Annotated in this window: 20 protein-coding genes; 5 read left to right on the forward strand and 15 right to left on the reverse strand. The window is 61.6% G+C overall.

All coding sequences use genetic code 11. From position 1 onward, the window contains the following. The first annotated feature begins 376 nt into the window (after positions 1-376). Positions 377-1,357, forward strand: a complete 981-nt coding sequence (locus P3T20_RS02325) for an aldo/keto reductase (protein WP_429285935.1) — start codon at positions 377-379, stop codon at positions 1,355-1,357. A gap of 98 nt (positions 1,358-1,455) precedes the next feature. Here P3T20_RS02325 and P3T20_RS02330 read toward each other — a convergent pair whose 3' ends face one another. The 5 genes from P3T20_RS02330 to P3T20_RS02350 form a co-directional block, all read right to left on the reverse strand. Next, complete coding sequence (locus P3T20_RS02330) at positions 1,456-2,370, reverse strand: cation diffusion facilitator family transporter (protein ID WP_074269035.1); 915 nt, start codon at positions 2,368-2,370, stop codon at positions 1,456-1,458. 7 nt (positions 2,371-2,377) lie between these two features. After that, positions 2,378-3,442, reverse strand: a complete 1,065-nt coding sequence (gene selD / locus P3T20_RS02335; protein ID WP_074269036.1) for a selenide, water dikinase SelD — start codon at positions 3,440-3,442, stop codon at positions 2,378-2,380. A gap of 116 nt (positions 3,443-3,558) precedes the next feature. Next, positions 3,559-8,394 carry an NAD-glutamate dehydrogenase gene (locus P3T20_RS02340; protein ID WP_429285936.1) on the reverse strand — a complete coding sequence of 1,612 codons (4,836 nt, stop codon included), beginning with the start codon at positions 8,392-8,394 and terminating at the stop codon, positions 3,559-3,561. 146 nt (positions 8,395-8,540) lie between these two features. Continuing rightward, complete coding sequence (locus P3T20_RS02345) at positions 8,541-9,086, reverse strand: DUF3455 domain-containing protein (RefSeq protein WP_429285937.1); 546 nt, start codon at positions 9,084-9,086, stop codon at positions 8,541-8,543. A gap of 275 nt (positions 9,087-9,361) precedes the next feature. After that, positions 9,362-10,354 carry an alpha/beta fold hydrolase gene (locus P3T20_RS02350; protein WP_429285938.1) on the reverse strand — a complete coding sequence of 331 codons (993 nt, stop codon included), beginning with the start codon at positions 10,352-10,354 and terminating at the stop codon, positions 9,362-9,364. 260 nt (positions 10,355-10,614) lie between these two features. Here P3T20_RS02350 and P3T20_RS02355 point away from each other — a divergent pair, with 260 nt between their 5' ends. Then, on the forward strand, positions 10,615-11,664 hold the full coding sequence (locus P3T20_RS02355; protein ID WP_429285939.1) for an NADP-dependent oxidoreductase: 1,050 nt from the start codon (positions 10,615-10,617) through the stop codon (positions 11,662-11,664). Positions 11,665-11,739: 75 nt separating this feature from the next. Here the strand turns inward: P3T20_RS02355 and P3T20_RS02360 are convergent, their stop codons facing one another. The 3 genes from P3T20_RS02360 to P3T20_RS02370 all read right to left on the reverse strand — a co-directional run bounded on the left by P3T20_RS02360 (position 11,740) and on the right by P3T20_RS02370 (position 14,243). Further along, positions 11,740-12,516, reverse strand: coding sequence for an alpha/beta fold hydrolase (locus P3T20_RS02360; RefSeq protein WP_429285940.1), 777 nt, complete (start codon positions 12,514-12,516; stop codon positions 11,740-11,742). Further along, entirely contained in the window at positions 12,513-13,547 is a 1,035-nt protein-coding gene (locus tag P3T20_RS02365) for a M14 family zinc carboxypeptidase (RefSeq protein WP_074269040.1), read from the reverse strand. Before P3T20_RS02365 ends, P3T20_RS02360 begins: the two co-directional genes overlap by 4 nt. Positions 13,548-13,646: 99 nt before the next feature. After that, positions 13,647-14,243, reverse strand: a complete 597-nt coding sequence (locus tag P3T20_RS02370; protein WP_429285941.1) for a TetR family transcriptional regulator — start codon at positions 14,241-14,243, stop codon at positions 13,647-13,649. A gap of 290 nt (positions 14,244-14,533) precedes the next feature. On the opposite strand from P3T20_RS02370, the gene P3T20_RS02375 reads away from it, so the two are divergent. The 3 genes from P3T20_RS02375 (at position 14,534) to P3T20_RS02385 (ending at position 17,079) form a co-directional block, all read left to right on the forward strand. Continuing rightward, positions 14,534-15,196, forward strand: a complete 663-nt coding sequence (locus P3T20_RS02375) for a DUF3313 domain-containing protein (protein WP_074269042.1) — start codon at positions 14,534-14,536, stop codon at positions 15,194-15,196. A 129-nt stretch (positions 15,197-15,325) separates the two neighbouring features. Next, positions 15,326-15,520, forward strand: a complete 195-nt coding sequence (locus P3T20_RS02380; protein ID WP_074269043.1) for a hypothetical protein — start codon at positions 15,326-15,328, stop codon at positions 15,518-15,520. Continuing rightward, the gene (locus tag P3T20_RS02385) at positions 15,520-17,079 is read left to right on the forward strand and encodes an intermembrane transport protein PqiB (RefSeq protein WP_429286184.1); all 1,560 of its coding nucleotides are present in this window, start codon (positions 15,520-15,522) and stop codon (positions 17,077-17,079) included. Before P3T20_RS02380 ends, P3T20_RS02385 begins: the two co-directional genes overlap by 1 nt. A gap of 34 nt (positions 17,080-17,113) precedes the next feature. On the opposite strand, the gene P3T20_RS02390 is transcribed toward P3T20_RS02385, so the two are convergent. From P3T20_RS02390 to P3T20_RS02420, 7 genes are all read right to left on the reverse strand, one after another. Then, positions 17,114-17,734: an ANTAR domain-containing response regulator gene (locus tag P3T20_RS02390; protein ID WP_429285942.1), complete on the reverse strand. Its 621-nt coding sequence runs from the start codon at positions 17,732-17,734 to the stop codon at positions 17,114-17,116. Beyond that, complete coding sequence (locus P3T20_RS02395; protein WP_429285943.1) at positions 17,731-18,906, reverse strand: transporter substrate-binding domain-containing protein; 1,176 nt, start codon at positions 18,904-18,906, stop codon at positions 17,731-17,733. Before P3T20_RS02395 ends, P3T20_RS02390 begins: the two co-directional genes overlap by 4 nt. Before the next feature lie 83 nt (positions 18,907-18,989). Beyond that, positions 18,990-19,697, reverse strand: coding sequence for an ABC transporter ATP-binding protein (locus P3T20_RS02400; RefSeq protein ID WP_429285944.1), 708 nt, complete (start codon positions 19,695-19,697; stop codon positions 18,990-18,992). Continuing rightward, positions 19,694-21,556, reverse strand: a complete 1,863-nt coding sequence (locus P3T20_RS02405) for an ABC transporter permease subunit (RefSeq protein ID WP_429285945.1) — start codon at positions 21,554-21,556, stop codon at positions 19,694-19,696. Before P3T20_RS02405 ends, P3T20_RS02400 begins: the two co-directional genes overlap by 4 nt. Next, positions 21,549-22,382, reverse strand: coding sequence for a branched-chain amino acid ABC transporter permease (locus P3T20_RS02410; RefSeq protein WP_074269049.1), 834 nt, complete (start codon positions 22,380-22,382; stop codon positions 21,549-21,551). Before P3T20_RS02410 ends, P3T20_RS02405 begins: the two co-directional genes overlap by 8 nt. Positions 22,383-22,411: 29 nt before the next feature. After that, a complete protein-coding gene (locus P3T20_RS02415) occupies positions 22,412-23,581 on the reverse strand; it encodes a substrate-binding protein (RefSeq protein WP_429285946.1) in 1,170 nt (389 codons plus the stop codon). Between the two features lie 79 nt (positions 23,582-23,660). Continuing rightward, entirely contained in the window at positions 23,661-24,548 is an 888-nt protein-coding gene (locus P3T20_RS02420; protein WP_429286185.1) for a nitrilase family protein, read from the reverse strand. Between the last annotated feature and the right edge of the window lie 136 nt (positions 24,549-24,684).

Here is a 24,684-nt window from a genome sequence, read left to right on the forward strand (position 1 = left end):
GCCATTGTTCTGAATTCACAACAATTCATTTCGCCGATCCGCCGTTTATCCGCGCGTCGCGAAAGCCTACAGTTCACTCTGTCGCAGCGCCATCGTGCACCGCAAACGAATCGACAGGAGTGAATCATGAATCCATCCGAACTCGACCATTGGGACAGCGATACGCCAGTCTGGACGCCGTTCCGCTCGACGCAGCACTGAGGGCCGGTCGCCCGCGTTCACCCGCGTTTAGCTCTTGCCTGCCTGTGGCACTGCAGTGTCGGCGATTTTCAAATATGCTTAAAAGAGGCATGCGACCGCATCATGTATGCGGTCGCGCCGCTTGTTGCATTTGAAAGTCCGTACAACACATCGGCATTACACACAGGAGCGTGACATGGAGTATGTGAAACTGGGCCGCACAGGCCTCGATGTCTCTCGGCTTTGCCTCGGTTGCATGAGCTACGGTGTATCGGACCGGGGCAACCATGAGTGGACACTCGGCGAGAGCGATTCGCGCCCGTTCATCAAGCAGGCGCTGGACCACGGCATCAACTTCTTCGATACGGCCAACGTCTATTCCGACGGCACCAGCGAAGAGATTGTCGGCCGCGCGCTGAAGGACATGGCCAAGCGCGACGAGATCGTGCTCGCCACCAAGGTTCACGGCCGCATGCATGCCGGCGCAAACGGCATGGGCCTGTCGCGCAAGGCGATCATGGCTGAAATCGATGCGAGCCTGCGGCGTCTCGGCACGGACTATGTGGACCTGTATCAGATCCACCGCTGGGACTACACCACGCCCATCGAAGAAACCATGGAAGCGCTGCACGACGTCGTGAAAGCGGGCAAGGCACGCTATATCGGTGCGTCGTCGATGTATGCGTGGCAGTTCTCGAAAGCACTGCACGTTGCCGAAAAACACGGCTGGACCCGCTTCGTAACGATGCAGAACTACGTGAACTTGCTGTATCGCGAGGAAGAGCGCGAGATGCTGCCGCTCTGCGCCAGCGAAGGAATCGGCGTGATTCCGTGGAGCCCGCTTGCCCGCGGACGTCTCACGCGTGACTGGAACACCAGCAGCGCGCGCTCGGAGACCGACGAATTCGGCCGTACGCTGTATGCGAAGACGGAAGACGCGGACCGCCGCATCGTCGAACGGGTTGGGGAGATCGCGGCAGCCCGCGGCGTGCCTCGCGCGCAGGTTGCATTGGCATGGGTTCTGCAAAAGAGCGTGATCAGTGCACCGATTGTGGGTGCAACCAAAGCGCATCACCTTGACGATGCGGTTGCGGCGCTTTCGCTCAAACTGAGTGCGGAAGAGATCAAGCAGCTCGAAGAGCTATACGTGCCCCACGAAGTGACCGGTTTCAAGTAAGCCACGGCACGGCATTGCACGCGGCGCCGTGCCGCGTGCGTGCTCGCTTCGCGCTTAGCCTGGATGGGGCTGATCGTGTCTGGCAGGATGACTGACGATCAGCCCCGTTGATCGCGCGGCACGTCCGGCTCGAAAAACACCCAGCGCACCTGCGGAAACGTTTCCTGCAGATCGGCTTCGATCACATTGATCGCGTCGACCATCGCGCGGCCGCTCGGATACGCGATCATCTCGGCCTGCACCGCGACCACGACTTCGCGGCCCCATTGGAGGGTGATGAGATTGATGATGCCGCGAATCTCGGGCCGCGCCCGCAGATGAGCTTCGATTGCACGCCGCACTTCCGGACTCGCCGACTCGCCGACGATCATCGATTTCACTTCGCGCGCCACGAGCCACGCGATCACCATCAGCAATACGCCAACGCCGATTGAGCCAAATGCGTCGAAGGCCGGATTGCCGGTGATCATCGTCAGCAAAACGGCCACGAATGCAATCGCAAGACCCATCAGTGCCGCGATATCCTCGCCGGCTACGACCAGCAGATCCGATTCGCGCGTTTCGCGAAACCAGCGCCACATGGATTTGTCCGGATGCGTCTTGCGGATCTCCCTGACCGCACCCGCAAGCGACAACGATTCGAGCACGACCGAGACACCCAGTACAGCCAGCGCCAGGTAAGCGTGCGACAACGGTTCGCGCTCAAACAGCCGGTGCACGCCCTCGTAGACGGAAAACGCGCCGCCGACAAAGAACAGCAGCAAGGCGACCAGCAGCGAGTAAAAATTGATTTCGCGCCCGGCGCCCATCGGATGCAACGGACTGGGCGGCTTGCGCGCCTCGCGCAGACCGAACAGCAGCAGAAGCTGATTGCCGCAGTCGGCGCTCGAGTGAATGGCCTCGGCGAACATGGAGCCGGACTGCGTGAAGATCGCAGCGGCGAACTTGAAAACGGCAATCCCGATGTTTGCGGCGAGGGCGTAAAAAATGGCTTTCGGCGATTCTTCTTTCATCGTTCGATCACGCCACCTCGACGCGCGGCGTGCCGTCGCGCATCTCACCAATCACTACCGCACGATCGAAGCCGTCGGCGCGGAAAATCGCCAGCACGTCATCGACGCTTTCCGGCGTGCAGGAGACCAGCAGACCACCTGAGGTTTGCGGATCGGTGAGCAACGCGCGAGCGCGCTCCGGCAGTCCCGCGCTTAAACCGACGCTCTCGCCATACGAAGCCCAGTTACGCCCCGACGCGCCGGTAATCACGCCCGCATCCGCGAACGCTTCGACACCGGTGAGCCACGGCAGGTCTGCATAGCGCAGATGGGCGCTCAGCCCCGCCCCGCGCGCCAGTTCTAGCGTATGTCCAAGCAGGCCGAAGCCCGTGACGTCGGTCAGTGCATGCACGCCCGGCAATGCAGCGAGATCGGTCCCGGGGCGGTTCAGCTTGGTGGTGTTCGCAATCATCTCGCGGTAGCCTGCGTCGTCGAGCTGGTTCTTTTTCAGGGCCGCGGACAACACACCCACGCCGAGCGGCTTGCCCAGCACCAGCACGTCGCCGGCGCGAGCCCCCGCGTTGCGCTTGACGCGCTGCGGATGGATCACGCCCAGCGCGGCGAGACCGTAGATCGGCTCGACGGAATCGATCGAATGACCACCGGCCACCGGAATGCCCGCCTGCGTGCAGACATCTTCACCGCCGCGCAGCACCGCCGCGATCACGTCGTGCGGTAACACGTTGATCGGCATGCCGACCAGCGCGAGCGCGAGAATCGGCTTGCCGCCCATTGCATATACGTCGGAGAGCGCATTGGTCGCCGCAATGCGGCCGAAATCGTACGGATCGTCGACAATCGGCATGAAGAAATCGGTGGTGGCGATAATCGCCTGCTCATCGTTCAGGCGGTACACGGCGGCATCGTCGGCGGTCTCGGTGCCGACCAGCAGGTCGGGAAACGCCGGTAGCGGCACACTGCGCTTGAGCAGATCGGCCAGCACGCCCGGCGCAATCTTGCAGCCGCAGCCGCCGCCATGCGAAAGGCTCGTGAGGCGCGGCACAGCGGGATTCGATGCTACGTGATCGGTCATGGCGGGTTCAAGGCGGAATGGCAAGAGTCGCTATTATGGGCAATCAGGGTGCCATGCGTCCAACTCCCGTCTACGAGCCCCTCGCCGCCGCCTTACCTCGCCGTTGCCGGCCACCTTCAGGTCCGCTCCAACAGCGCCATTTCCCGCACGATCACAAGCAGCACCGAGAGGCTCGAACCGCCCGATGCGCGCAGGTCGGCAACCAGTCGCGCATATCGCTCGAGCGGCGCCGCACGTTGGGCTTGCCATCGTTCGACCAGTTCGTCCGGCGTCGACGATTCCGTGGCGCCCGCCAGCGCGCTCGTCGTCAGGGCACGCTTGAGGCGAGCCAGTTCGGCGAGCGCAGCGGCGCGCGCGAGCATGTCCCAATGCGTCGGCGCAGGCAGCGCGTTGGCGCGTTCGGCGATCCAGCCATAGTTGAGCTGCGTGCCGAGCGCGAAATACACGCCTGCCACGAGTTCAAGATTCTTGCCGCAGGTGGCGGCCACCTCGGCAATGTCGAGCAAGGCCGCGGAGATTTCGCCGCTCGCCACCCGCACCGCCAGTTCGCTGTCGACGCCGGCGTCCACCAGAATCCGCTGCCGTTCCATCAGCGCTTCCAGATCGGCGGCGGGCAGCAATGCAGGCCATTGCGACGCGAGCCGCTGCGCGGCATCGCGGCAACGCGCCAGCAGATCGGTCACGTCGACGACGGCGCCCGATTGCAGTTGCCGCAAGAACCACAGCGCGGTTCGCTCCACGAGTCGCGCTACCTCGACGAACATGCGCGCCTGGACATCGTCGGCCACGCGGTTATCGAGCGCATCGATGCTGTGCCACACGTCGTCCAGATCGAAGACGTCGCGCGCCATGATGCAGGCCCGCACGATCTCGCCCGGCTGCGCATCGGTCTCTTCCATAAGACGGTGCACGAATTCACAGCCCACGCGGTTGACAAGCGCGTTAGTCAGATACGTGGCGAGAATCTCGCGCCTTAGCGGATGGCGCTGTATCGGCTCCCTGAAGCGGTGGCGCAACGGTTTCGGAAAATAGTCGATCAGCATGCTGCTGACCAACGGATCTTCCGGCATATCGGATTCAAGCAGCGCGTCGTACAGCCACATCTTGCTGTAGGCAAGCAGGACCGCGCGCTCCGGTGAGGTCAGGCCTTGCTTGGCCGCCTGGCGCTCGGCGATTTCCTCGTCGGTCGGCAAGAACTCAATCACGCGATTCAAACGCCCCGCCCGTTCGAGCCAGCGCATGAAACGTGTTTCGGCGTCGAACAGTTCGATACTGTAGCGGCCCGCGATCGACAACGCCTGGGTCTGATAGTAGTTGTCCTGCAGGACCAGAAGTCCGACTTCGTCGGTCATGTCGGCAAGCTGCGCGTTACGCTGCTTTTCGGTCATCTCGCCATCTTTCACGACGAGGCCGAGCAGAATCTTGATGTTGACTTCGTGATCCGAACAATCCACGCCGGCCGAATTGTCGATTGCGTCGGTGTTGATGCGGCCACCGCGCAATGCGAACTCGATCCGCCCGAGGTGCGTGAGTCCCAGGTTACCGCCCTCCGCCACCACCTTGCAGCGCAGATCCGCGCCGTTCACGCGCAACGCGTCGTTGGTGCGGTCGCCGACCTGCGCATGGGTCTCGCGGCTCGCCTTGACGTAGGTGCCGACGCCGCCGTTATAGAGCAGATCCACCGGCGCCTGCAGAATCGCGCGGATCAGTTCGTTCGGCGGTAGCGCGGCGGCATTAATGCCAAGTATGGCCTGCATCGCAGCCGATACCGGAACGGTCTTGGCCGTACGCGGAAATACGCCACCGCCGGCCGAGATCAGCGTCGGATCGTAGTCGGCCCAGCTTGAGCGCTCGAGGATAAAGAGGCGCCCACGCTCGGCCAGACTGGCGCCCGGATCGGGGTTCGGGTCGAGAAAGATATGGCGATGGTCGAACGCGGCCACGAGCTTGATATGCGGCGACAGCAGCATGCCGTTGCCGAACACATCGCCGGACATATCGCCGATACCCACCACCGTAAAGTCCATGGTCTGGGTGTCGACGCCCATCTCACGGAAATGCCGCTTCACCGATTCCCAGGCGCCGCGCGCGGTGATTGCCATCTTCTTGTGGTCGTAGCCGACCGAGCCGCCCGAAGCAAACGCGTCGTCGAGCCAGAATCCGTACTCCTGAGAAATTGCGTTCGCATAGTCGGAGAACGTGGCGGTGCCCTTGTCCGCGGCCACCACCAGATACGGGTCGTCGCCATCGTGCCGCACCACATCGGGCGGCGGCACGATATCGGTGCCGGCCAGGTTATCGGTCAGATCCAGCAGGCCGCGCAGGAAGGTCTGATAGCAGGCGATGCCTTCGCGCATCCACGCTTCGCGGTCGCCGGGCGGCGGCGGGTTCTTCACGACGAAGCCACCCTTCGAGCCCACCGGCACGATCACCACGTTCTTCACCATTTGCGCTTTCATCAGGCCGAGGACTTCCGTACGGAAATCCTCACGCCGGTCGGACCAGCGCAGGCCACCGCGCGCGGCTCGCCCTCCTCTCAGGTGCACGCCTTCGACGCGCGGTGCGTACACCCAGATCTCGAACATCGGCTTGGGCTCAGGCAAGCCTGGCACATGCGCCGGGTTGAACTTGAACGATAGATAGGGCTTGGGGCGCCCCTGCTCGTCGAGCCGGTAGTAATTCGTGCGCTGGGTGGCCTTGATTACGCCGAGAAACTGCCGCAGGATGCGGTCCTCGTCAAGATTCGGCACCTGGTCGAGCGCGCTATCGATCCACTTGAGCAGCAATTCCACACGCTGCTCGCGCGTGTCGCCCAGCGACGGGTCGAAGCGCGCCACGAACAGTTCGACGAGCTTGCGGGCAATCGTGGGATTGCCGGTCAGTGCGCGTTCGATGTAGGCATCGCTGAAGGTCGAACCGACCTGCCGCAGATACTTCGCATAGGCACGCAAGATCGTCACTTCACGCGCCGCCAGTTGCGCACGCAGCACGAGCCGGTTGAAGTCGTCGCTTTCGATCTCACCGGTCCAGACCTGCTGGAACGCATCCTCAAAGAGGTTTTTCACACGCTCGATATCGAATTCGGCGTCGTCCGCGAGTTCGAGGCCGAAGTCATGAACCCATGCGGGCGTCGCGTTCAGCGCTTCAATCAGATAGGGACGCTCTTCATCGACTCGAACGCCGAGATGCTCGAGCATCGGCAGACTGCGTGACAAGGCGATCGGATGCCCCGCCCGGTACACCTTGAAACGAAACGCACGCGGGCCGGATTCGATCGGCCGATACAGGTTCATGGCAATGCGCTCGCTGCCCTGAAGCCGCTCGATCAGTTCGATATCGCGCACCGCCGTGCGGGCCGGATAGTCGTCGCGGTAGCCGGCCGGAAAAGAATCGGCGTAGTGCTGCAACAGACGGTTGCCCTGTTCTTCGCCAAACGCATCGATCAGCGCATCGGCCAGATCGTCCTGCCAGCGGCGCGTCACCTGCACGAGCCGTGCTTCGAGCTCGCGGGTGTCCACATCCGGCATCGCGCCAGGCTCGGCATGCACGACGAAGTGAATCCGCGCGAGAGTCGACTCCGAAAGCAAGGGGGTGAACTCGACGCTGGCGCCGTTGAATGCCTCCATAAGCAGGTTGGCAATGCGGCGCCGCAAGTCGGTGTTGTACTTGTCGCGCGGCACGAAGACGAGGCACGACACGAAGCGATCGAACCGGTCGCGCCGTACGAACAGGCGGGTGCGCTGATGCTCCTGCAAACGCAGCACGCCAAGCGCGATGTCGTAGAGCTGGTCTTCTTCGGCCTGAAACAGTTCGTCGCGCGGATAGGTCTCCAGCACCGTCACCAGCGACTTCGCGAGGTGCCCCTTCGGCAAAAAGCCGGCGCGACGCACGATATTGGCGCATTTACGGCGCACGATAGGTATTTCGGACGCCGATACGATATACGCCGTCGACGTATACAGCCCGATGAAACGGCGCTCGCCGATGATCTTGCCGTCCGCGCCGGTCAGCTTGATACCCACGTAATCGAGGTATCCGGGCCGATGCACAGTGGCGCGCGAATTCGCTTTGGTCAAAAAGATCGGCGAGGGACCCGTGATGATCTGTGCGGCGGCGGCCGGCAACGGCGTGACATCGACGGCGCCCACCGGCCGCAGCGCATCGCGCAGAATGCCAAGGCCCGAATCCGGCAGTGGACGCAGGCCAAAGCCCACGTCATGCGAAACCAGTTCGTAGTCGCGCTGCCCGAGAAACGTGAAGTGGTCGTCCACCATCCACTCAAGGAAGGCACGCGCTTCCGCGCCTTCGACGCCGGTGTCGCGCAACTTCATGTCCTTGATGGTGCCGCGCGCAATTGCAACGATCTTCGGCCAGTCTTCCACTGCCGCACGCACGTCACCCAAGACCTTGGCAATATCGTCCCTGAGCGAGTCGAGCTTGGCGGCGTCGCCGCAACGATCTACTTCGAAGTGGATGAAGGACGCGAGTTGCGACTGCGTGTCGGCCGCATCTTCCGCACCCTGGCCGACGCGCACGATACTGCCGTCGGCGCCGCGCCAGATGCGGAACACCGGGTGCACGACCGAATGCAAGGCAAGCCCGAGCCGGTTGACCGCCATCGACACCGAATCGACAAGGAACGGCATGTCGTCATTGACGATCTCGATGACAGTGTGATCGGAATGCCAGCCGTGCTGTTCGAGAATCGGGTTATAGACGCGCAATCGTTCGCTGCCGGGAACGAAGCGCTGGGCGGTTTGCCAATGCGCGAGTGCCGCGCCGTAGAGGTCGGCGATTGCGCGACTTTGCAGATCGTCCGCGTCGACGAAATCGTAGTAGTGCCGCAGAAAGGGTTCGACGATTGCGAATGTCGGTTCGGGCAATCGCCCGCGTGCGAATTCGATGACGTCGTTCAGCAGGTGCGCAACGGATTCTTCGTTCTTCGCTTGCATGATCTCCTCCACAGCGGGCGGCAATCGACTGCATCGTGATACGAATTATGCGCCAGATAGTTGAAAGTCAATGTGCATCCGCACATCGACTTTCAGATGAACGCTTACTAAGGTGTTGCCCCAAGTGGCAAACCGATTGCGAGGTCTCAGCCGAGAAACACGTATTCGGCTATATATGGACTGCGCCCTTCCTGTCCTTCCTGCGTGCAGGGTCCGCTTGGCGCGACACCGCCATGCGTGTCGAGACGTTGCACGTAGCGCACCGTAGAAAGCAGGCCAGGGCCACCGGCATTAGTCGCCCGCAGCAGCAGAAGAGGGATGCTGCCGGCCTGATCGGTATTCGGCGCTTGCTGGAGTACCGCGCCGGTGATCCTGCTGCCGTCCGCTGCAGCCCATGAGGGGCCCGCGCTATGCGTGACGATCAGTGTGCCCGATGCGTCGTACAGCTCGGCGCTCGGCGCCTTGAACGCCCAGGACAGATTGTTGCTGGCGTCGCGCTTGCACGTGTAGATCTGCGTGCCGCTCGCCTTGAGTGCTGCGACGACATGGGTCGCTTCGCCCGGGGTCAGGGAAGCAGGAATGGTGGCCTGGGCGAACGCTGCGCTCAGGCAGACGGCGTTGCAGGCGAGCGCCAGCGAAGCGGTTGTAAAGACACGCGCCAGGGAACGGCGCGAGGCGATTCGTGAAAACATGCAGTGATCTCCTTGTGAGCCCAGTAAGCCCGGTCAGGCTGGGCGAAGCTATTCCTCAGACAGATTAGCATGGCCGCCCAAAGCGCGAGCACACCTGATATGTCGACAAAAGCATACTGGCTTACCGGACGCACGGAGCGGCAAATACAGGTCAAGTACAAGGAAGATCGTTGAGTCTACGCGCGCCGTCGCCTCGAACTGCGCTCATACCTCCGGTTGTGCCGTAAGGGTTGCGGGCCGAAGCTCGAAGCCGCTCAGTCCTGCGGGCAGGTCCATCAGTCCGCCTGGGATTGCCCTGCCCGCTCTGCCGCGAGAAATTCCAGTATCGCCTCACTCACCTGCGCCGGCCGTTCCTGCTGGATCCAGTGGCCTGCGCCCGGGATTACGAGCTTCTTCCGAAGACGGGGGACGTTGAGTTCCAGTTGTTCGAAATCTTTCGCAGCCATCTTCAGCACGCCATCAAGCTCCCCTGCGATGAACAACGTAGGCTGCGAGATCCGCGCGCCGTCGAGAAACCCGGTCAGTTCCCAGTTCCGGTCGATGTTGCGATACCAGTTGATCGGCCCGCGAAAACCGCTGCGCTCGAACTCCGCCACGAAGAATTTCAGCGCCGCTTCGGGCAGCCACGACGGCAGCTCATCCGGCAGCGTCAGATTGTCGACCAGCCGCGTGGTCTTGTCGAAGGACGCGAAATTGACCGACGGCGCCGCCCTGACGCCATCTCCGGATGCCGTATAGAGAATGCCGAGCAACGCGCGGCCAATGTCTTCCTCGAGTTCCCGCTCGATGCGCCCCGGCTGTTGAAAGTACTCCTGATAGAAGTGGCGCTCCTGCGTGATCTGCTGGAAGTGCAACGCCGGACGCCTGGCCCGCCGCGGCATATACGGCACGCTCAGCAGCCCGAGCGTGTGGAACCGGTCGGGCCGCAGCAACGCCGCATGGGCGGCAACGGCCGCGCCCCAGTCGTGCCCGATCAGCACGGCCGGCTCGTCGCCGAGCGCGTTGACAAGACCGACGAGATCGCCGGCCAGATGCAGGATGTCGTACGCTTCGACCGCTTCGGGCGCCTCGGTCTGCCCGTAGCCGCGCTGATCCGGCGCCACCACGCGGTAGCCGGCGGAAGCGAGCGCATCGATCTGCCAGCGCCACGAGTACCACGACTCCGGCCAGCCGTGACAAAGCAGCACCAGTGGACCCTCGCCCTTTTCGACGTAGTGCATTCTGATACCGTTGACATGGGCGAATCGCTGCTGCAGACCCTCGATCATCGGGTAGACCTCATTGAAGCCGGATTGCGGCCAGGTGAAGATAGCAGGTCGCCGGCTGCAAGATCCCGGTCACCTGTGCACCCCGGTATGATGCGTATGATTGAAAATTGGCTCCCGACCTTAGCAACGGACTTCCCGGCTGTGAACCGGGGATTTACCCGGGCCGTCCAGAAATCACCCAGCCGGTGGCCGAATCGCCCCTTTCGCCACGCGAGCGCGGCTGGAAAATAGCCGGCACCCGGCGATCACAAGGAATCAATATGAGCACCGTCAACCACCAGATCCGTCTCGCCTCGCGACCGGCCGGCCTGCCGACAGCGGAGAACTGGCGCTTCACCGAAGAGGCCGTGCCCGCTGACAGCGAACTGGCCGACGGCCAGCTGCTCGTCAAAACACTCGCGCTGTCGCTCGATCCGGCGATGCGCGGCTGGATGAACGAGGGCAAGAGCTACATCGCGCCGGTCGGCATCGGCGAAGTGATGCGTGCCGGCGGTATCGGCACCGTCGTCGCATCGAAACATCCGGCGTACGCAGCCGGCGACCAGGTGAGCGCGGTGCTCGGCGTGCAGGAATTCGCGCGCATCGACGGCGCGCACGCGCAACGCTTCGGCCTTTTCAAAATCGATCCGCGGCTCGGTTCCCCCACGCAGTGGTTGAACGTGCTCGGCATGCCCGGGATGACTGCATATTTCGGACTGCTCGATGTCGGCGAGCCGAAGGCGGGCCAAACCGTCGTCGTCTCCGGCGCGGCCGGCGCAGTCGGGCAAACGGTTGGCCAGCTCGCGAAAATCAAGGGCTGCCGGGTGGTGGGCATCGCCGGTGGCGCGGCCAAATGCGAATGGGTCGTGCGCGAACTCGGCTTCGATGCGTGCATCGACTACAAGGCGTCTCCGTCCTCGGTGCGCGACGGGCTGAAGCAGCATTGCCCGGACGGCGTGCACGTCTATTTCGACAACGTGGGCGGCGACATTCTCGACACCGTGCTGACACGGCTGGCACGCGGTGCGCGCATTATCATCTGCGGCGCCATCAGCCAGTACAACAATCCGGGCAGCACGCCCGCCGCCGGACCGAAGAACTACCTGTCGCTACTGGTCAACCGGGCGCGTATGGAGGGGATCGTCGTGTTCGACTATGCATCCCGCTATCCGGAGGCCATCGCCGAACTGGCGGGCTACCTGGCTGACGGCCGCATGCAGTCGAAGGAGGACGTCGTGACAGGCGGTGTCGCCGCGTTCCCCGAAGCGCTGCTGAAGCTCTTCTCAGGGGAAAATTTCGGCAAGCTGGTATTGAACGTGGCTGACCGGTAACGCTAGCGCGTAGAGGCCGCAGCGCGGCAAACAAGCGGCATGGCGCTTTCATCTTCGCCATGCTGACTGCCGTCTTCAGAATCTCTTCCCCGTCGCGTCCACGATCTCCGGCAACCAGGCGCCGACCGTCTCGCTGGTCCACACCGGATCGTCGTGCGGCAGATCGTGGCCCGCCCACGGATGCTGGATATGCGCCGCACCCCACGCCGCCGCCAGCTTCGCCGAACACACCGGATTCACCAGCCGGTCCTGCGCCGACGACAGGATCAGGGTCGCGCAGCGCGGCACCGCATCGCCGGCGCTGAAGCGGGCCGCGGCCCATAACTGGCGCAGCGCATTGCCCCGGCTCACCGGCGCGCTCTCGCGGATCGCGGCCCACGCGGCAAGATCGTCCGCCAGCGCCTGCGAATCGTTGCATGTCAGCCGATGGATAATCGCCTCGGCCTCACGGGCGTCGCGCCATCCGGCCGCGACGCGCAGCAAACGAGGCCACGCCTGGGGGCGCAGACGCTCGGTCATGCTGCTAAAAGGCCGCATGCTCGTGTTGACCAGCACGAGCCGGTCGATCTCCTCAGGATAGTGCTGCGCCCATGCCGTCGCCACCATCCCGCCCAGCGACATCGCCAGCACGCGATACGGACCGGGCACGCTGCTCTGCAATACCGCCTGCCGCACGAACTCAATCATCGAGGGCACCTGGGCCGGCGCACGTAGATCGACAAGTGCGCCGTTGCCAGGCAGATCGAGCTGCAGCAAGCTGTCGGTCTTGACGGCGTCACGCAGGATGGCCGGGAAGCGGCCCCAGTGACGCGTCTCACGCGTGAGTCCACGCAGCAGGATCCACGTACTCATTCACCCGCCGTCCGATACCAATGCTGAATCGCATTGTGCAGAAGCTGCTGGCGCCCGTTGCCCTGCGGCAGCCAGCGATGCCACGCAAAGGCGGCGCGGGTCAGGAAGTCCAGCAGGTTCGCGTGACGCCGCAGGACACGCGCGGTGCGATGCGCTTTCACCGGATTGAACATGCCTTGCCGCGAAAACAGTTGACGCGGATTCTTCTTGATCCATAGCCATGAGCCGAGTTCGAGCGTCATCGGCAGAAATACGCTCTCCGACGGCGCGCGGTCGTAGGCGTAGTCCCATAGATCGCCGTGCAGCAGATATTGATGGCTCTGCGGCTCGAACGCGTAGCCGTGATGCGGATGGGCACGCTCGAACATCGTCTTGAGCGCGTACATTTCCGGCAAATGCGGCATCAGTTTGCGGGTACGCGCATACGGAAACCAGATGCTATCGCGCCAGCCGTAACCCGAATGACAATCGAGCGCGAAGCTAAGCGGACGCGAGGTCAGTTCGCTGTCGACCAGCTTGAGCAGCGCGGCGGCTTCGACTTCCATGGGTGCCCCGCGACGTCCGCGATACCACGGCAACCAGGCACCGAGACGCTGGCCACCCGCGAGCAGCGGCACGCGTTCATCGGCATCTTGCGGCGCGTTGCGCATCAGGTCGACGCCATTCGGATTGGCGCGCGTGGCTGCCCACATACCGCCCGGATTGCAGATGGGCATAAAGATCAGACGAACCGATTGCAACTGCCGCACCAGCAGTTCGTCCCATTCGAGACGTGAGAGCAGCGAGCGCATGTAGTCGAGTACGAGTTGCGTACCGATGCGCTCTAATCCGTGGATGCCGCCGAAGAATCCGATGGCCGGGGCTTGCGGATCGCTTGAGCCGATGCTTGCGGTCAGGACGGGGAAGGTTCTGCCGTGGACGCGCGCCTCGCAAACCGTGCGGATGTCGAAGCTTGCGCTGCCGGCGTCGAGGATCGTCTTGAGATCCTCGTATTCCGCGAAGCTGTCGGGTAGGAAACTGAGAGCCTGCATGGCGACGCCGGTGTGGTTTGCAAGGTTATTGGAGATGGCATGCGCTTTGTTTCTTTCTTCGTTTTAGCAATATAGCTGAAGGAAGGCTTAGCGCGGGATTCACCTGCCGCCCTTCTTCCTCCCCTTAGGCGCCGCCGGCAAACCCTTCCACCGATCCTCGTCCAGCAACCTCTCAAACAACCCATCCCTGGTGGAATCACTCAACGGCGAAAGCCCCAACAACGAATGAAATGCGATCCCGCTAGCAGCAAAATACCGCAACAACGCCAAATCCGGATCACTCGCCTCCGCATGCAGCGTCTTCATTTTCACTTCATCGCTCGTCTTGCTCTCTTCAAGCAAATTCGGACTCTCGATAAGCGCCGCCAGAACCGCCCGTGCCACCGAATGCGGCTGCTTCACGGCCGCCCGGTAAATCGCAATCTGCGCCGCCAGCGTCGGTTCGGCCTTGGCCGCGCCCTCGCTCGCCATATAGTCTCGCGCAATCTGCTCGAACTGAAGCCGCTGATGCTCCAGCAATGCGCTGAGCACCCCCTGCTTCGTACGGAACTGATGCAGCAATCCACCTTTGCTGATACCACTTTCGCGTGACAACGAATCGAATGTCAGTCCGCCCACGCCATCACGGCTAAGAATGGTCAGCGCGGCTTCAATCGCTTTCTTGCGGGAAATCTCCGAACGGGTCTGGTTGTCCATTTTCAAATCTGATGGCGTCGCGACGATTCGGCATGCCCCTAAGGCCGCCGCGTCACGAACAGGTCTGGCAAGTAATCCGGTGCAGTAACTCAATCTCAGTGAGCCGTCCCGCGGGGCCCCGCCCAGCAGGCGCTCGTGCGAGCGGTGGAATTGTACGCTCTCAGTTACACCCTAAACAAACCGGATAGACGGTTTACATTTAATAATGGCGATGGTACTCTGCGGCCACATCGGCTCTCGCCCCAACCAAACGCCAGTCGGCGCCCAACCTGCCTTTTCAGGAACACAGCATGTTCAAGCACAAATTCGTCCCGCTTCTTTTCACTGTCACAGCGGCGCTGACTCTCGCGGCATGCGCCAGCGTGCAGCCGGTCGCCTACAACGGCATCGCCTCTTCGTCACAATTGCAGCGCAACCGGGATGACGATTCGGTCAAGATTCCCTACCGGTACACATCCCCGGTGACCTGGTCGCGCTACACGCAAGTAATGCTCGATCCTGTCATCGTGTATCAAGGCAGCGATAACCAGTTTGGCGACATGAAAGACGCCGACAAGACAGCGCTCGCCGACTACATGGCAAAGACATTCGCGGAGAAACTGACCAGGCGATTCGAGGCCGCGAATCAGGCCAGCCCTCACACCCTGCGGGTCAAGCTGACGCTGACCGGTGCCGAAAAAACGACGTTGCTCGTCGGACAGGCCATGCATTTCGACCTTGCAGGCAATCTGTATAACGGAGTGCAGGCAGTCCGCGGTGGTCAAGGCGCATTCAGTGGTTCGGTTTCCTATGCAGTTGAAGTCTATGACAGCGAAAGCGGTCATCTGCTGAAAGCATACGTTTCGAAGCAGTATCCAAACGCCATGAATCTGCCGGCAGCCTTCGGTTCGCTCGGTGCGGCAAAAACCGGTCTCGACAAGGGTGCTGATGCGCTGGTGGCGCAACTCAATTAACGGCTCGAAAGTCGCAAAAGCGAGCGTGGTGCGGCGGGCTCTCGACGCGCGCCCCCCGCCGGAAATACGGGTCATCGGAACTCGCCGTAGTCGAAACCCGGTTGCACCGCTCCTTTACGAGGTCCGTGCATGCGCGCATTTGCCAATGCTGTTGTGTCACTAGCGCCTCCGCCCTTGATGGTCGCGATCGTGTTCTCGATCGCGTACCTGGTGGTAGGCATTCCGGTTCATTTCACCCGCGGCGTAGCTTCCAGAGACGTGTTAGGCACGTTGGCCGGGATCTTCGCGTCACTCGTCTATATCACGCTGGTTGTTGGCTTCTGATGCGAAGTCGTCCGTTAACTTCGGCCGTGTGGCTCGTCCCGCTTGCTGCTGCTTTGCTTTGTCTGGCGCTCCTTGTTCCTCGGTTCATGCAACAGGGTCCCGAGGTCGACGTCAGCTTCCTCACCGCCGAAGGGCTCGAGGTTGGCAAAACCCGTGTGCGTTACAGGGATGTCGAAATAGGCAAACTGACGGGACTGCAACTCTCAAACGACCGCACACATGTGCTCGCAGCCGTGCAGCTTGATGCCTCAGCCCGTCGGTTCGCAACTTGCGGCACTCGCTTCTGGGTCGTCCGTCCGCGAATTGACACAGCCGGTATTTCCGGGCTGGCGACGCTTATCTCGGGTTCTTATATCGCCGCCGATGTCGGCAGTTCTTCAAAACGATGCAAAGAATTCGCCGGTCTGGAAACACCCCCTTTAATGACTAGCGGCCAGGACGGCCGGAGATTCGTTCTGCATACCGAATCACTTGGATCGCTCAATGTGGGCGCGCCAGTCTATTTCCGGCACGTACAGGTTGGACAGGTGATCGGCTACGCTCTAGCCGGAGACGGCGCCCAGGTCGACATCGATGTCTTCGTGAAAGCGCCATACGATCGATACGTTACTGCCGCCACGCAATGGTGGCATGCGAGCGGAATCGACTTGCGCCTCGATTCCAACGGTTTGAAACTCGACACCCAGTCGGTGGCGACGATCCTCTCAGGAGGCGTCGTTTTCGATTTGCCCCGATCACAGGTTGCCCAGCCGCAATCTGCTGATGGCACCGCATTTGATCTTGCCGCCAACCGCGAGGACGCGATGCATCGTGCCGACGATGGACCGGCCGCAGCCGTGAGTCTGCGGTTCACGCAATCGGTGCGCGGACTATCGGTCGGCGCACCGGTCGACTTTCACGGCGTCGAGTTGGGCCGGGTGAGCGCGATCGACGTCGACTTCAACCGGTCGCGTGGTAGCTTCGACATGGTGGTAGCACTCAATCTGTACCCCTACCGGCTCGGCCAACGCTACCGGGAAGCGATCGGAAAGGGCGATAGCGAAGCCGGCAGGGCGCTGCTGCGTCAAATGGTTGCCCGAGGTCTGCGTGGACAATTGCGCATGGGGAGCGTCCTGACCGGCCAGCGCTATGTGGCGTTAGACTTTTTCCCGCATGTATCGGCTGCCAGCATCGACACCCGGCGCAGCCCGGTCGAACTCCCCACCGTACCCAGTACGCTCGACGAGCTTCAGGACCAGCTCGCCAGCATAGTGAGCAAGCTGGACCGCGTGCCCTTCGATCAGCTTGGCAACAATCTGAACAAGGCGCTAGTGAACGCGAATACCCTGTTTCAGCAGGTCAACACGGAGCTGATCCCGCAGGCTCGCACCACGCTCACGGCAGCCACGCAGTCGTTCAATGCGGCCAATGCCACGCTGCAGCAGGACTCTCCAATGCAGTCCGACGTTCACGAGGCGTTGACCGAATTGCGCCGCACGCTTGTCTCGCTCAATGCCCTCTCCGATTATCTGGAGCGTCATCCGGAAGCGATCGTCTGGGGGAAGTCCGACGGACATTGAGGTAGGTGGGGCTTGAATGGCGAACGACGCCAGCTCAAAACGCCGTTCCCTTCCCCAGCCCAAGCTTCTCCATCGCCTCATGCGCATCGATCACCATCGTGGCGATCTCTCCTACCGTCACCCTGAGTCCCGTCGCCCGCGAACGCATATGCTCGTACGCCTCGCTTTCGCTTAACCGGTGCGCCTCCATCAGAATGCGAATCGCGCGTTCGATATGGCGTCGCGCCTTGATCGCCTCTTCAAGCTTGCTGATCTTGTTGTGCAACCGCTGCTGGTAACCGGACGCTGCGCGCGCAAGCACCAGCGTACTGAGAATACCGGTGGAGCGGTACGGTTTGGTGATCACGCCATGTGCCTGCGTATCCAGCAGCATCTTTAGTGCGGTGGGATTCTCGTAGTCGGACAACGCAATTAGCGTCGCCTCGGTATCGGCCGCGCACCAGTTTCCTGCACTTCGCGTCTCAGGGCCGACGAGAAAAAATATCGCGTCGACATCCGCAGGAAGTTGAGACGGAAACGGCCATAGCACGCGAACAGGGCAACCGATCCGCCGCAACTGCTCCTCGAGAACGCTGCGATCGTCGCCGGGCGGGTGAATCACGAGGACGCGCAACGTGCGCAAATCGTCAAATAGCCGACGAGCCCCCGAACTCATGCCCGTTCTCCGTCGAGCCAGAATTCGGCAAAGCCGTACGACGTCAGATAGGGATCGGGCTTGATCGGGCCGCGCCCTTCCCAGACGATGTCGAACGAGCCGTCCGGCCGGCACACCGCAATGCGCGGAGTCAGGATGGCGTGGTTGTTCTCCGGATCGATTTTCAGCACACCCTCAGGCGAATCGAATTCGACCTCGTGAATCGCCTCCACCAGTCTTGCAGTGTCGAGGCTTCGGGTGCGAGCCAACGCCAGCGCAAAGAGATGAACCTGGTTGTAGGCCATCTCCGACCACAAGCTGGCCGGTTGATCTCCGAAACGCGCATGCCACAAATTCAGGAAACGCCTGTTGCCTGCATAGTTGAGCGTGTTGACATAGCTCGCGGAGATGATGTGACTGCCGCACAGTTCAGGGCCGATCATCCGCGTTTCGCCTTCCGCCATTGTCAGGCTGGCGATCGGAATCTGCGCCGGATCGATACCGTGCTCGCGGTACAACTGATAAAAATTCCGCGCACCGCGGCCGATCACGGTGGAGAACACCACGTCGGGTCCGACCGCCTTGATCTGTTGCACGACCTCTCTCAGCGCCGCCGGATCTGCGTCACTAGGTAGATAGATTTCCTCAACGATTTCACCGCCGTGCTGCTCGACCATATCCCGCATGATCCGGTTCGACTCGCGTGGATAGACGTAGTCGGTGCCCACCAGGAAAAAGCGGCGGCCGTGATTGCGCAGCAGATAGGCGGCTAGCTGCATGCTGTTCTGGTTCGGCACGGCGCCGGTATAGATCACATTCGGCGAATACTCGAAGCCTTCGTAGATGGAGCAATACCAGAGCAGCGCATTGTTGCGCTCGATTACCGGCAGCACCGCCTTTCGACTCGACGACGTCGAACAGCCGAAAATCACCGTGACGTCGTCCTCCTGCAGCATCCGGGTGGCCAGCCGGCGATATTCATCCGGATCGCTCTTTGGGTCGTACACGACAGGGTCCAGCAGGCGCCCGTCGACGCCGCCTGCGGCGTTGACCTCTTCGATCGCCAATGCGGTACCGAAGAAATGTTCCGATTCCGTCGCAGCGGTAACGCCCGTGCGGGAATACAGCACGCCGATGCGCCAACCAGCGTCGGCCGATGGCGAGGCGTCTGGGTGTCGCGAGTTCGTCGGCATTCGGTTCCTCCTTGTATTACTTTAGCCGGTCGAGCAGCGGTTTGCTTCCATAGCACTCATGATGCCTCAGAAAATGTGCCGTGTCAGACGCGCAGATGTTCGAAGATCGATGCCGCCGCGGTCTCATCCTTCGCGTTTCCGTCGTCGATGATTTCGCCTTGCTTCAGCACCGCATAGCGGTCGGCGACTTTCAACGCGAAAGGCACGTTCTGCTCGATCAGCAGCAGCGTCGTGCCGTGCTGCTTGCGTTCCCATAGCAACGCGTCGGCCAGGCGGTCGATCACAGTCGGCTGCAGCCCTTCTGTGATTTCGTCGAGAAGAATGATCGACGGGCGCATCATGAGTGCGCGGGCAACCAGCAACATTTTCTGTTCGCCGCCGGAAAGCGTGCCCGCGAACTGCTTCAGCCGGTTCGTGAACACCGGGAAAACCGGTTCGATCTGCGCAAATCGCTCCTCGAACACCGATGCCTTCTCAAGCCCGATGCGCAGGTTGTCACGAATGCTGAGATCCTGAAACAAGGCGTGTTCCTGCGGCGCATAGGCGATGCCTGCGCGTGTAATCCGATGGGGCGCCATGCGGGTGATGTCTTGCCCGCGTACGCTGATTGCGCCCGTCTTCTTCGGCAGATAGCCCATGATCGTCTTGAGCAGCGTGGTCTTGCCCATGCCGTTCTTGCCGAGCAGCGCGAGAGCCTCGCCATTGGCGACGGTCATCGATAGATTGCGAAGTACCACTGAGCTCCGGTATCCACTCGTCACGTCCCGGAGTTCCAGCGCGTTCTGGCTCATGACGCCTCCCCGTGCATACCATCGCTGACCGGTCCCGTACCCTGCGCCGTCCCGGCATAGATTGTCTTGACCAGTTCCGAATTGACCACCTCGTCGAAGGAGCCTTGCATCACAATGCGCCCTTGATGCAGGACGACGATGCGAGTGGCAACCTCTGCAACGAAGTCCAGGTCGTGCTCCACCAGCAGACAGCAAAGCTGATACCGGTGAGCCAATGCGGCCAGCACGTCGCCGATCTGCGTGCGCTCCGTCTTGGTCAACCCGGCGGTGGGCTCGTCGAGCAGCACGATCCGTGGTTCCAACGCGAGCACCATTGCCAACTCCAGCGCCTGCTGTTCGCCGTGCGACAGATCCTTTGCGACCGCGCTCAACTTCCGGTCGAGTCCAGTGGTACGGACAACCTCGATCGCATACGGCGGTAAAGCGAGGGTCGCCGAGCGCCGGATGAGCGAAGGCCTTTCGACGATCGCGCTCGCGATCCTCAAACATTCCGCCACCGTCAGGCTCTCGAACACATTTGCGTTCTGGAACTTCCGTCCCAATCCGAAATGCACGCACCGCTCCGGCGCCAGTTGCCGGATATCGTTGCCGCACAGCACGACTGTCCCTGCAGAGCGTTCGGCACCGTCGCTCATACAACGCATCAGCGTCGTCTTGCCGGCTCCATTGGGACCGATGAGGCCGACCAGTTCACCCGCGTTAGCTTCAAGGTCAATGCCCTGCAGCACCTTGAGGCTGCCAAAGTGTTTGGCGACTCCGTTCAATTGCAGCATGGGTTCGGACGGCGCCTGCTGCCGTTCCGCTTTAACAGCGCGCTCGACGATCTCCGGTTCAGCAACGTTGTCAGCAAACCTAAGCAACGGTTTCAGAAGCGCTGGTACTAGCCCTTGCGGCAACAGTACGATCACCGCCACAAACGCGGCTCCGAGAATAAGTTGCCACGCAAACGGCATGCTGCTGCTCAGATACGCTGTGCCGACGTTGATCAGGAGAGTGCCGATGACCGGCCCCCACAGCGTTCCCCTGCCGCCAAGCGCGACCCAGATGATCATCTGGGTACCCAGCACGAATCCGGTCAACTCCGGCGCGACGACCCCGCTAAAGGATCCATAACCGAAGCCTGCAAGACTGGCGATAATCGCGGCCACCACCAGCAGAGCGATCTTGAGCAGCGACGTATTGATCCCGAGGTACGAGCAGCGCGACTCGTTATCACGGATCGCTGCCAGCACGCGGCCGCCGTCGCTGCGCACGAATATCCAGGTCAGCGTTGCGACGCTCAGCAAGGCCGCTCCGGCGATCCAGTACCAGGCCGGCAACGAGAGATCGAAAGTCTCGTAGCCGGTGAGCCCGGAACTCGATCCCGTCCACTCGCCACCTGACAGCAGCAACTGGCTGAGTACGATCGGCAAGACCAGCGACATCACGGTAGCGAAAAACGGCGAAGCACCGCGATAGAACGAAAGCCAGCCCAGCACGAGCGCGACGGCCGGAGCCACGACGATAGCCGCCCCCAACGCCAGTACGACATAACCAGTAGAGAAACCACCGTGAGTAAAGACCAGCCCAGCCGCGTATGCGCCGAGACCGAAAAAAGCAGCCTGTCCGAACGTTAGATAACCCGTGTAGCCCCAGAGGATATCCACCGTGATGGCGGCTATCGAAAAGAAGAATGCCTGAATCAGGATGTTCAGCAAATACGTGCCGAACACGAACGGACCTACAGCCAGCAATAGAAGAGCGCACGCACCGCACAGAACGATGCCGCGCCCACGAGGACGGCGCCGCTTAGGCGCAAGCGTCCCCGTCGACGCGGCGCTATTGTCCGGGTGATTGGCCGCCGCATCGAGCTTAACCATGGGAGAACCCCTTCGGACGAATGCGCAGCGTAAGCGCGGCCAGCACGGCAATGGTCAGGCCGCCCAGCACAGGACTGACAAACGTACTGACAAGCACCTGACACGCTCCGAATACCAGGCACGTAATCAGCAGGCTAAGCATCGAGTACCCTGACACCATGACCAGCATGAAGGCGCTTACCAGCCAGACAAGTCCCATGTCGGGATCGACGCTCGACAGCGGCGTAATCAGCGTGCCGGCCAGCGAGCCCAAAGCAGCGCCGAGACTAAACGTGATAAAGCGGATGCGACCCGAGTGAATACCCAGCCCTCGTGCCAGATCCTCGTTCATGATGACTGCGCGGGTCTTGACGCCAAAGCGCGTGCCGGCAAGCAGGCCTGTCATCAGCGCGCACAGGACCAGAGCGACCGGAATCAGCAGGAGGCGATAGGCGGAATAGTCGGTGCCGGCAATCGAAATCGCCCCCTTCAAGGGCGTTTCCACAAACTGGACCTCCCGGCCAAAGGCCATCACGATCAGTTGCCCAATCACGATTCCGAGGCCCCATGTAGCGAGGATTGCGTCAAGCGGGCGTTTGTAGAGCGGGCGCACGATCACCTGCTCCACCAGCATCCCGACAGCGGTACCCACCACGATCGCCAACGGCACGCTGAGCCAAGGGTTGAGCTTCAACTGCGTAACGACGAAGCTCGAGTACGCACCCATCGTCAGCAATGCCCCGTGGGCAAAGTTGACGATCTTCATCACGCCGAAAATCACCATTAAGCCCGCCGTGACGATGAACAGCACGGCGGCAGTCGTCAAAATATCCAATGCGAGGACCATTGTTGTCTCCAGTCACATCCGCCCGGCGTTCACTTGATGTTGGGACACTGTGCACCCGGATCTACATCAGGAAAGGATTGCAGGATTTTTACGGAACCGTCGGCCTGAATCTGTCCCAGGCGCATGGCAAGCGGTGTATGACGGCTCTTGTCCATCGTCACAGGGCCGCGGGGTCCGTCGAACGACACCTGATCCAGTGCCTTGATGACCTTTGAGGAATCGGTCGAACCGGCCTTCTCGACTGCGGCCTTGTAAAGGAAGAAGGCCTCGTATTGAGGTTCGGACAATTCGTTTGGAGTCTTGAGGTCTTTGCCGAAACGCTTGTCCATGGCAGTGAGAAACGCCTTGTTGCCCGCGTTGTCGATACTCGTCAGATAGGACGCCGACATGTAAGTGCCCGTAGCGGCATCGCCCATGCTTTTCGCGGTCCCTTCGTCGATGGCGAGATTACCGTACGGCAACGTCAGCCCCGCCCCCTTTATCTGCTTCGCCAGCGAGACGTTCGGCGCGCCGCCGGCCGTCGCGCTGATTAGCGCATCGGGATGCGCGGAGCGGATCTTCGAGAGTATCGGCGTCCAGTCCGTGCCGTCGATCGGCAGATACTCTTCGCCGACCACCTTGCCACCGTGCTGCTCGATGTACTTTTTAGTGAACTCCAGCATTCCCCGGCCGAACGCATAATCGTTACCGACCAGGTAAAACGTTTTGGCGCCCTTGTTCTTTACGAAGTAGTCGACGACCGGCGCCACCTGCTGTTCCGGCACCCAACCATTGACGTACATCCACGGGCTGCACGAGCGGCCTTCATAGAACGAGGTATAGATGAACGGCTTCTTGCCGCGCGCTACGATAGGTAACGCCGCATTGCGCGCCGCACTCGTTTCCATTGAGATGATTGCGTCAACATTGTTCTGGAAAACCAGCGTGTCGTAGGCCTTCTGTGCGCCGACTGCGCCAGACGCGTCATCGGTAATCTCCAGTTGCACCTGGCGACCCAGGATACCGCCAGCGGCGTTAATCTGCTCGACCGCAAGTTGCGAGGACTGCACGACCGCGGGCGCTACCACGCTATTTGCGCCGGACAGTCCGACCGCAACCCCGATCTTGATGGGGTCGGCGGCCAGCACGGTCGTGCATGCGCCCGCTGCGGCGGTTGCCGCGATGATGCCAACCAGAAACTGCTTCTTGAACTGACTCATGGCGTTTCCTTCGTAGAGGTGGTCGTAGTGGTAGTGGTATTGCTGGTTTGGAAGGAGCAGGTATGCACTGTCCGATGTCTCACGCGCTTGAGGATGGCCAGCCTGTGCCAAGCATCGGGTCATAGACGTCGGCCCGACGATCGCGCAGGACGTGATTGGAGGCGCTAAGCGTGCGCTGGGCTCGCGTGCGCTTCAGATCAATTGCGGCGTAGAGCAGTTCTTCCTGGTCGCTGCTGGCCGGCCCCGCCAAAGGCCACCCATCGCCTCCGACAATCAGGCTCTGGCCGATGAAAGGCTGACCACGTTCGGTCCCAATCCGGTTTGCGCAGGCAATCGCGAGACCGTTGCTATGCGCCGCCGCCATGGCGAGCGTCGTCGCCATGGCGGGGCGGTCGTCTGGTTGTGCCGGCATCGGCACCCAGTTCGTCGGTACGCAGACAAGGTCCGCGCCTTGCGTGGCCGCGAGCCGGTATGTCTCGGGAAACCAGCCGTCGTAGCAGATCGCAATCGCGATTCTCCCCAACGGGGTATCGAAGACGGGAACGCCGAGGTCGCCCGGTTCGAAAAAGCGCTTTTCGTCGCCCCAGAGATGTAGTTTCCGGTAAACGCCAATCGGCCCGGACGGCCCGGTGAAGATGGCCGAGTTGTACAGACGCTCACCTGCCCGTTCGGCAATTCCGGCAACGATGTGAATGCCGAGTCGTTGCGCCGCTTCCGTAAAGATCTGGGCCGTCTCTCCGTTCGGCAACTCCTCGGCTAGCGAAAACGCCTCGTCCCGATCGGCAAAGACATAACCGCTATTTGCCAGTTCGGGCAACACCACCAGCGATGCGCCACTCCTAGCTGCGGATTCGATATGACGAATCGAACGCGCCACGTTATCGCGCTTGGCGCCGACATGCGGCTCCATCTGAATGCATGCAATAACGAAGCCGTCCAAGCCACGTTCTGCGGGGGTTTGCTGCAATGTCACGAATCGGTCTCCCAAAGCAAAAAGCCCCCGAACCAGCGTTGGACGCAAGTTCGGGGGCTGCATAGCCTTTCATGTGTAGCACGGCAACGTTGCCGTGGAGCCGCCGGACAACACGACGGCTCAGTGGTAG

The sequence above is a fragment of the Paraburkholderia sp. GAS206C genome (genome assembly GCF_050435645.1).
GTDB lineage: Bacteria > Pseudomonadota > Gammaproteobacteria > Burkholderiales > Burkholderiaceae > Paraburkholderia > Paraburkholderia phenazinium_B.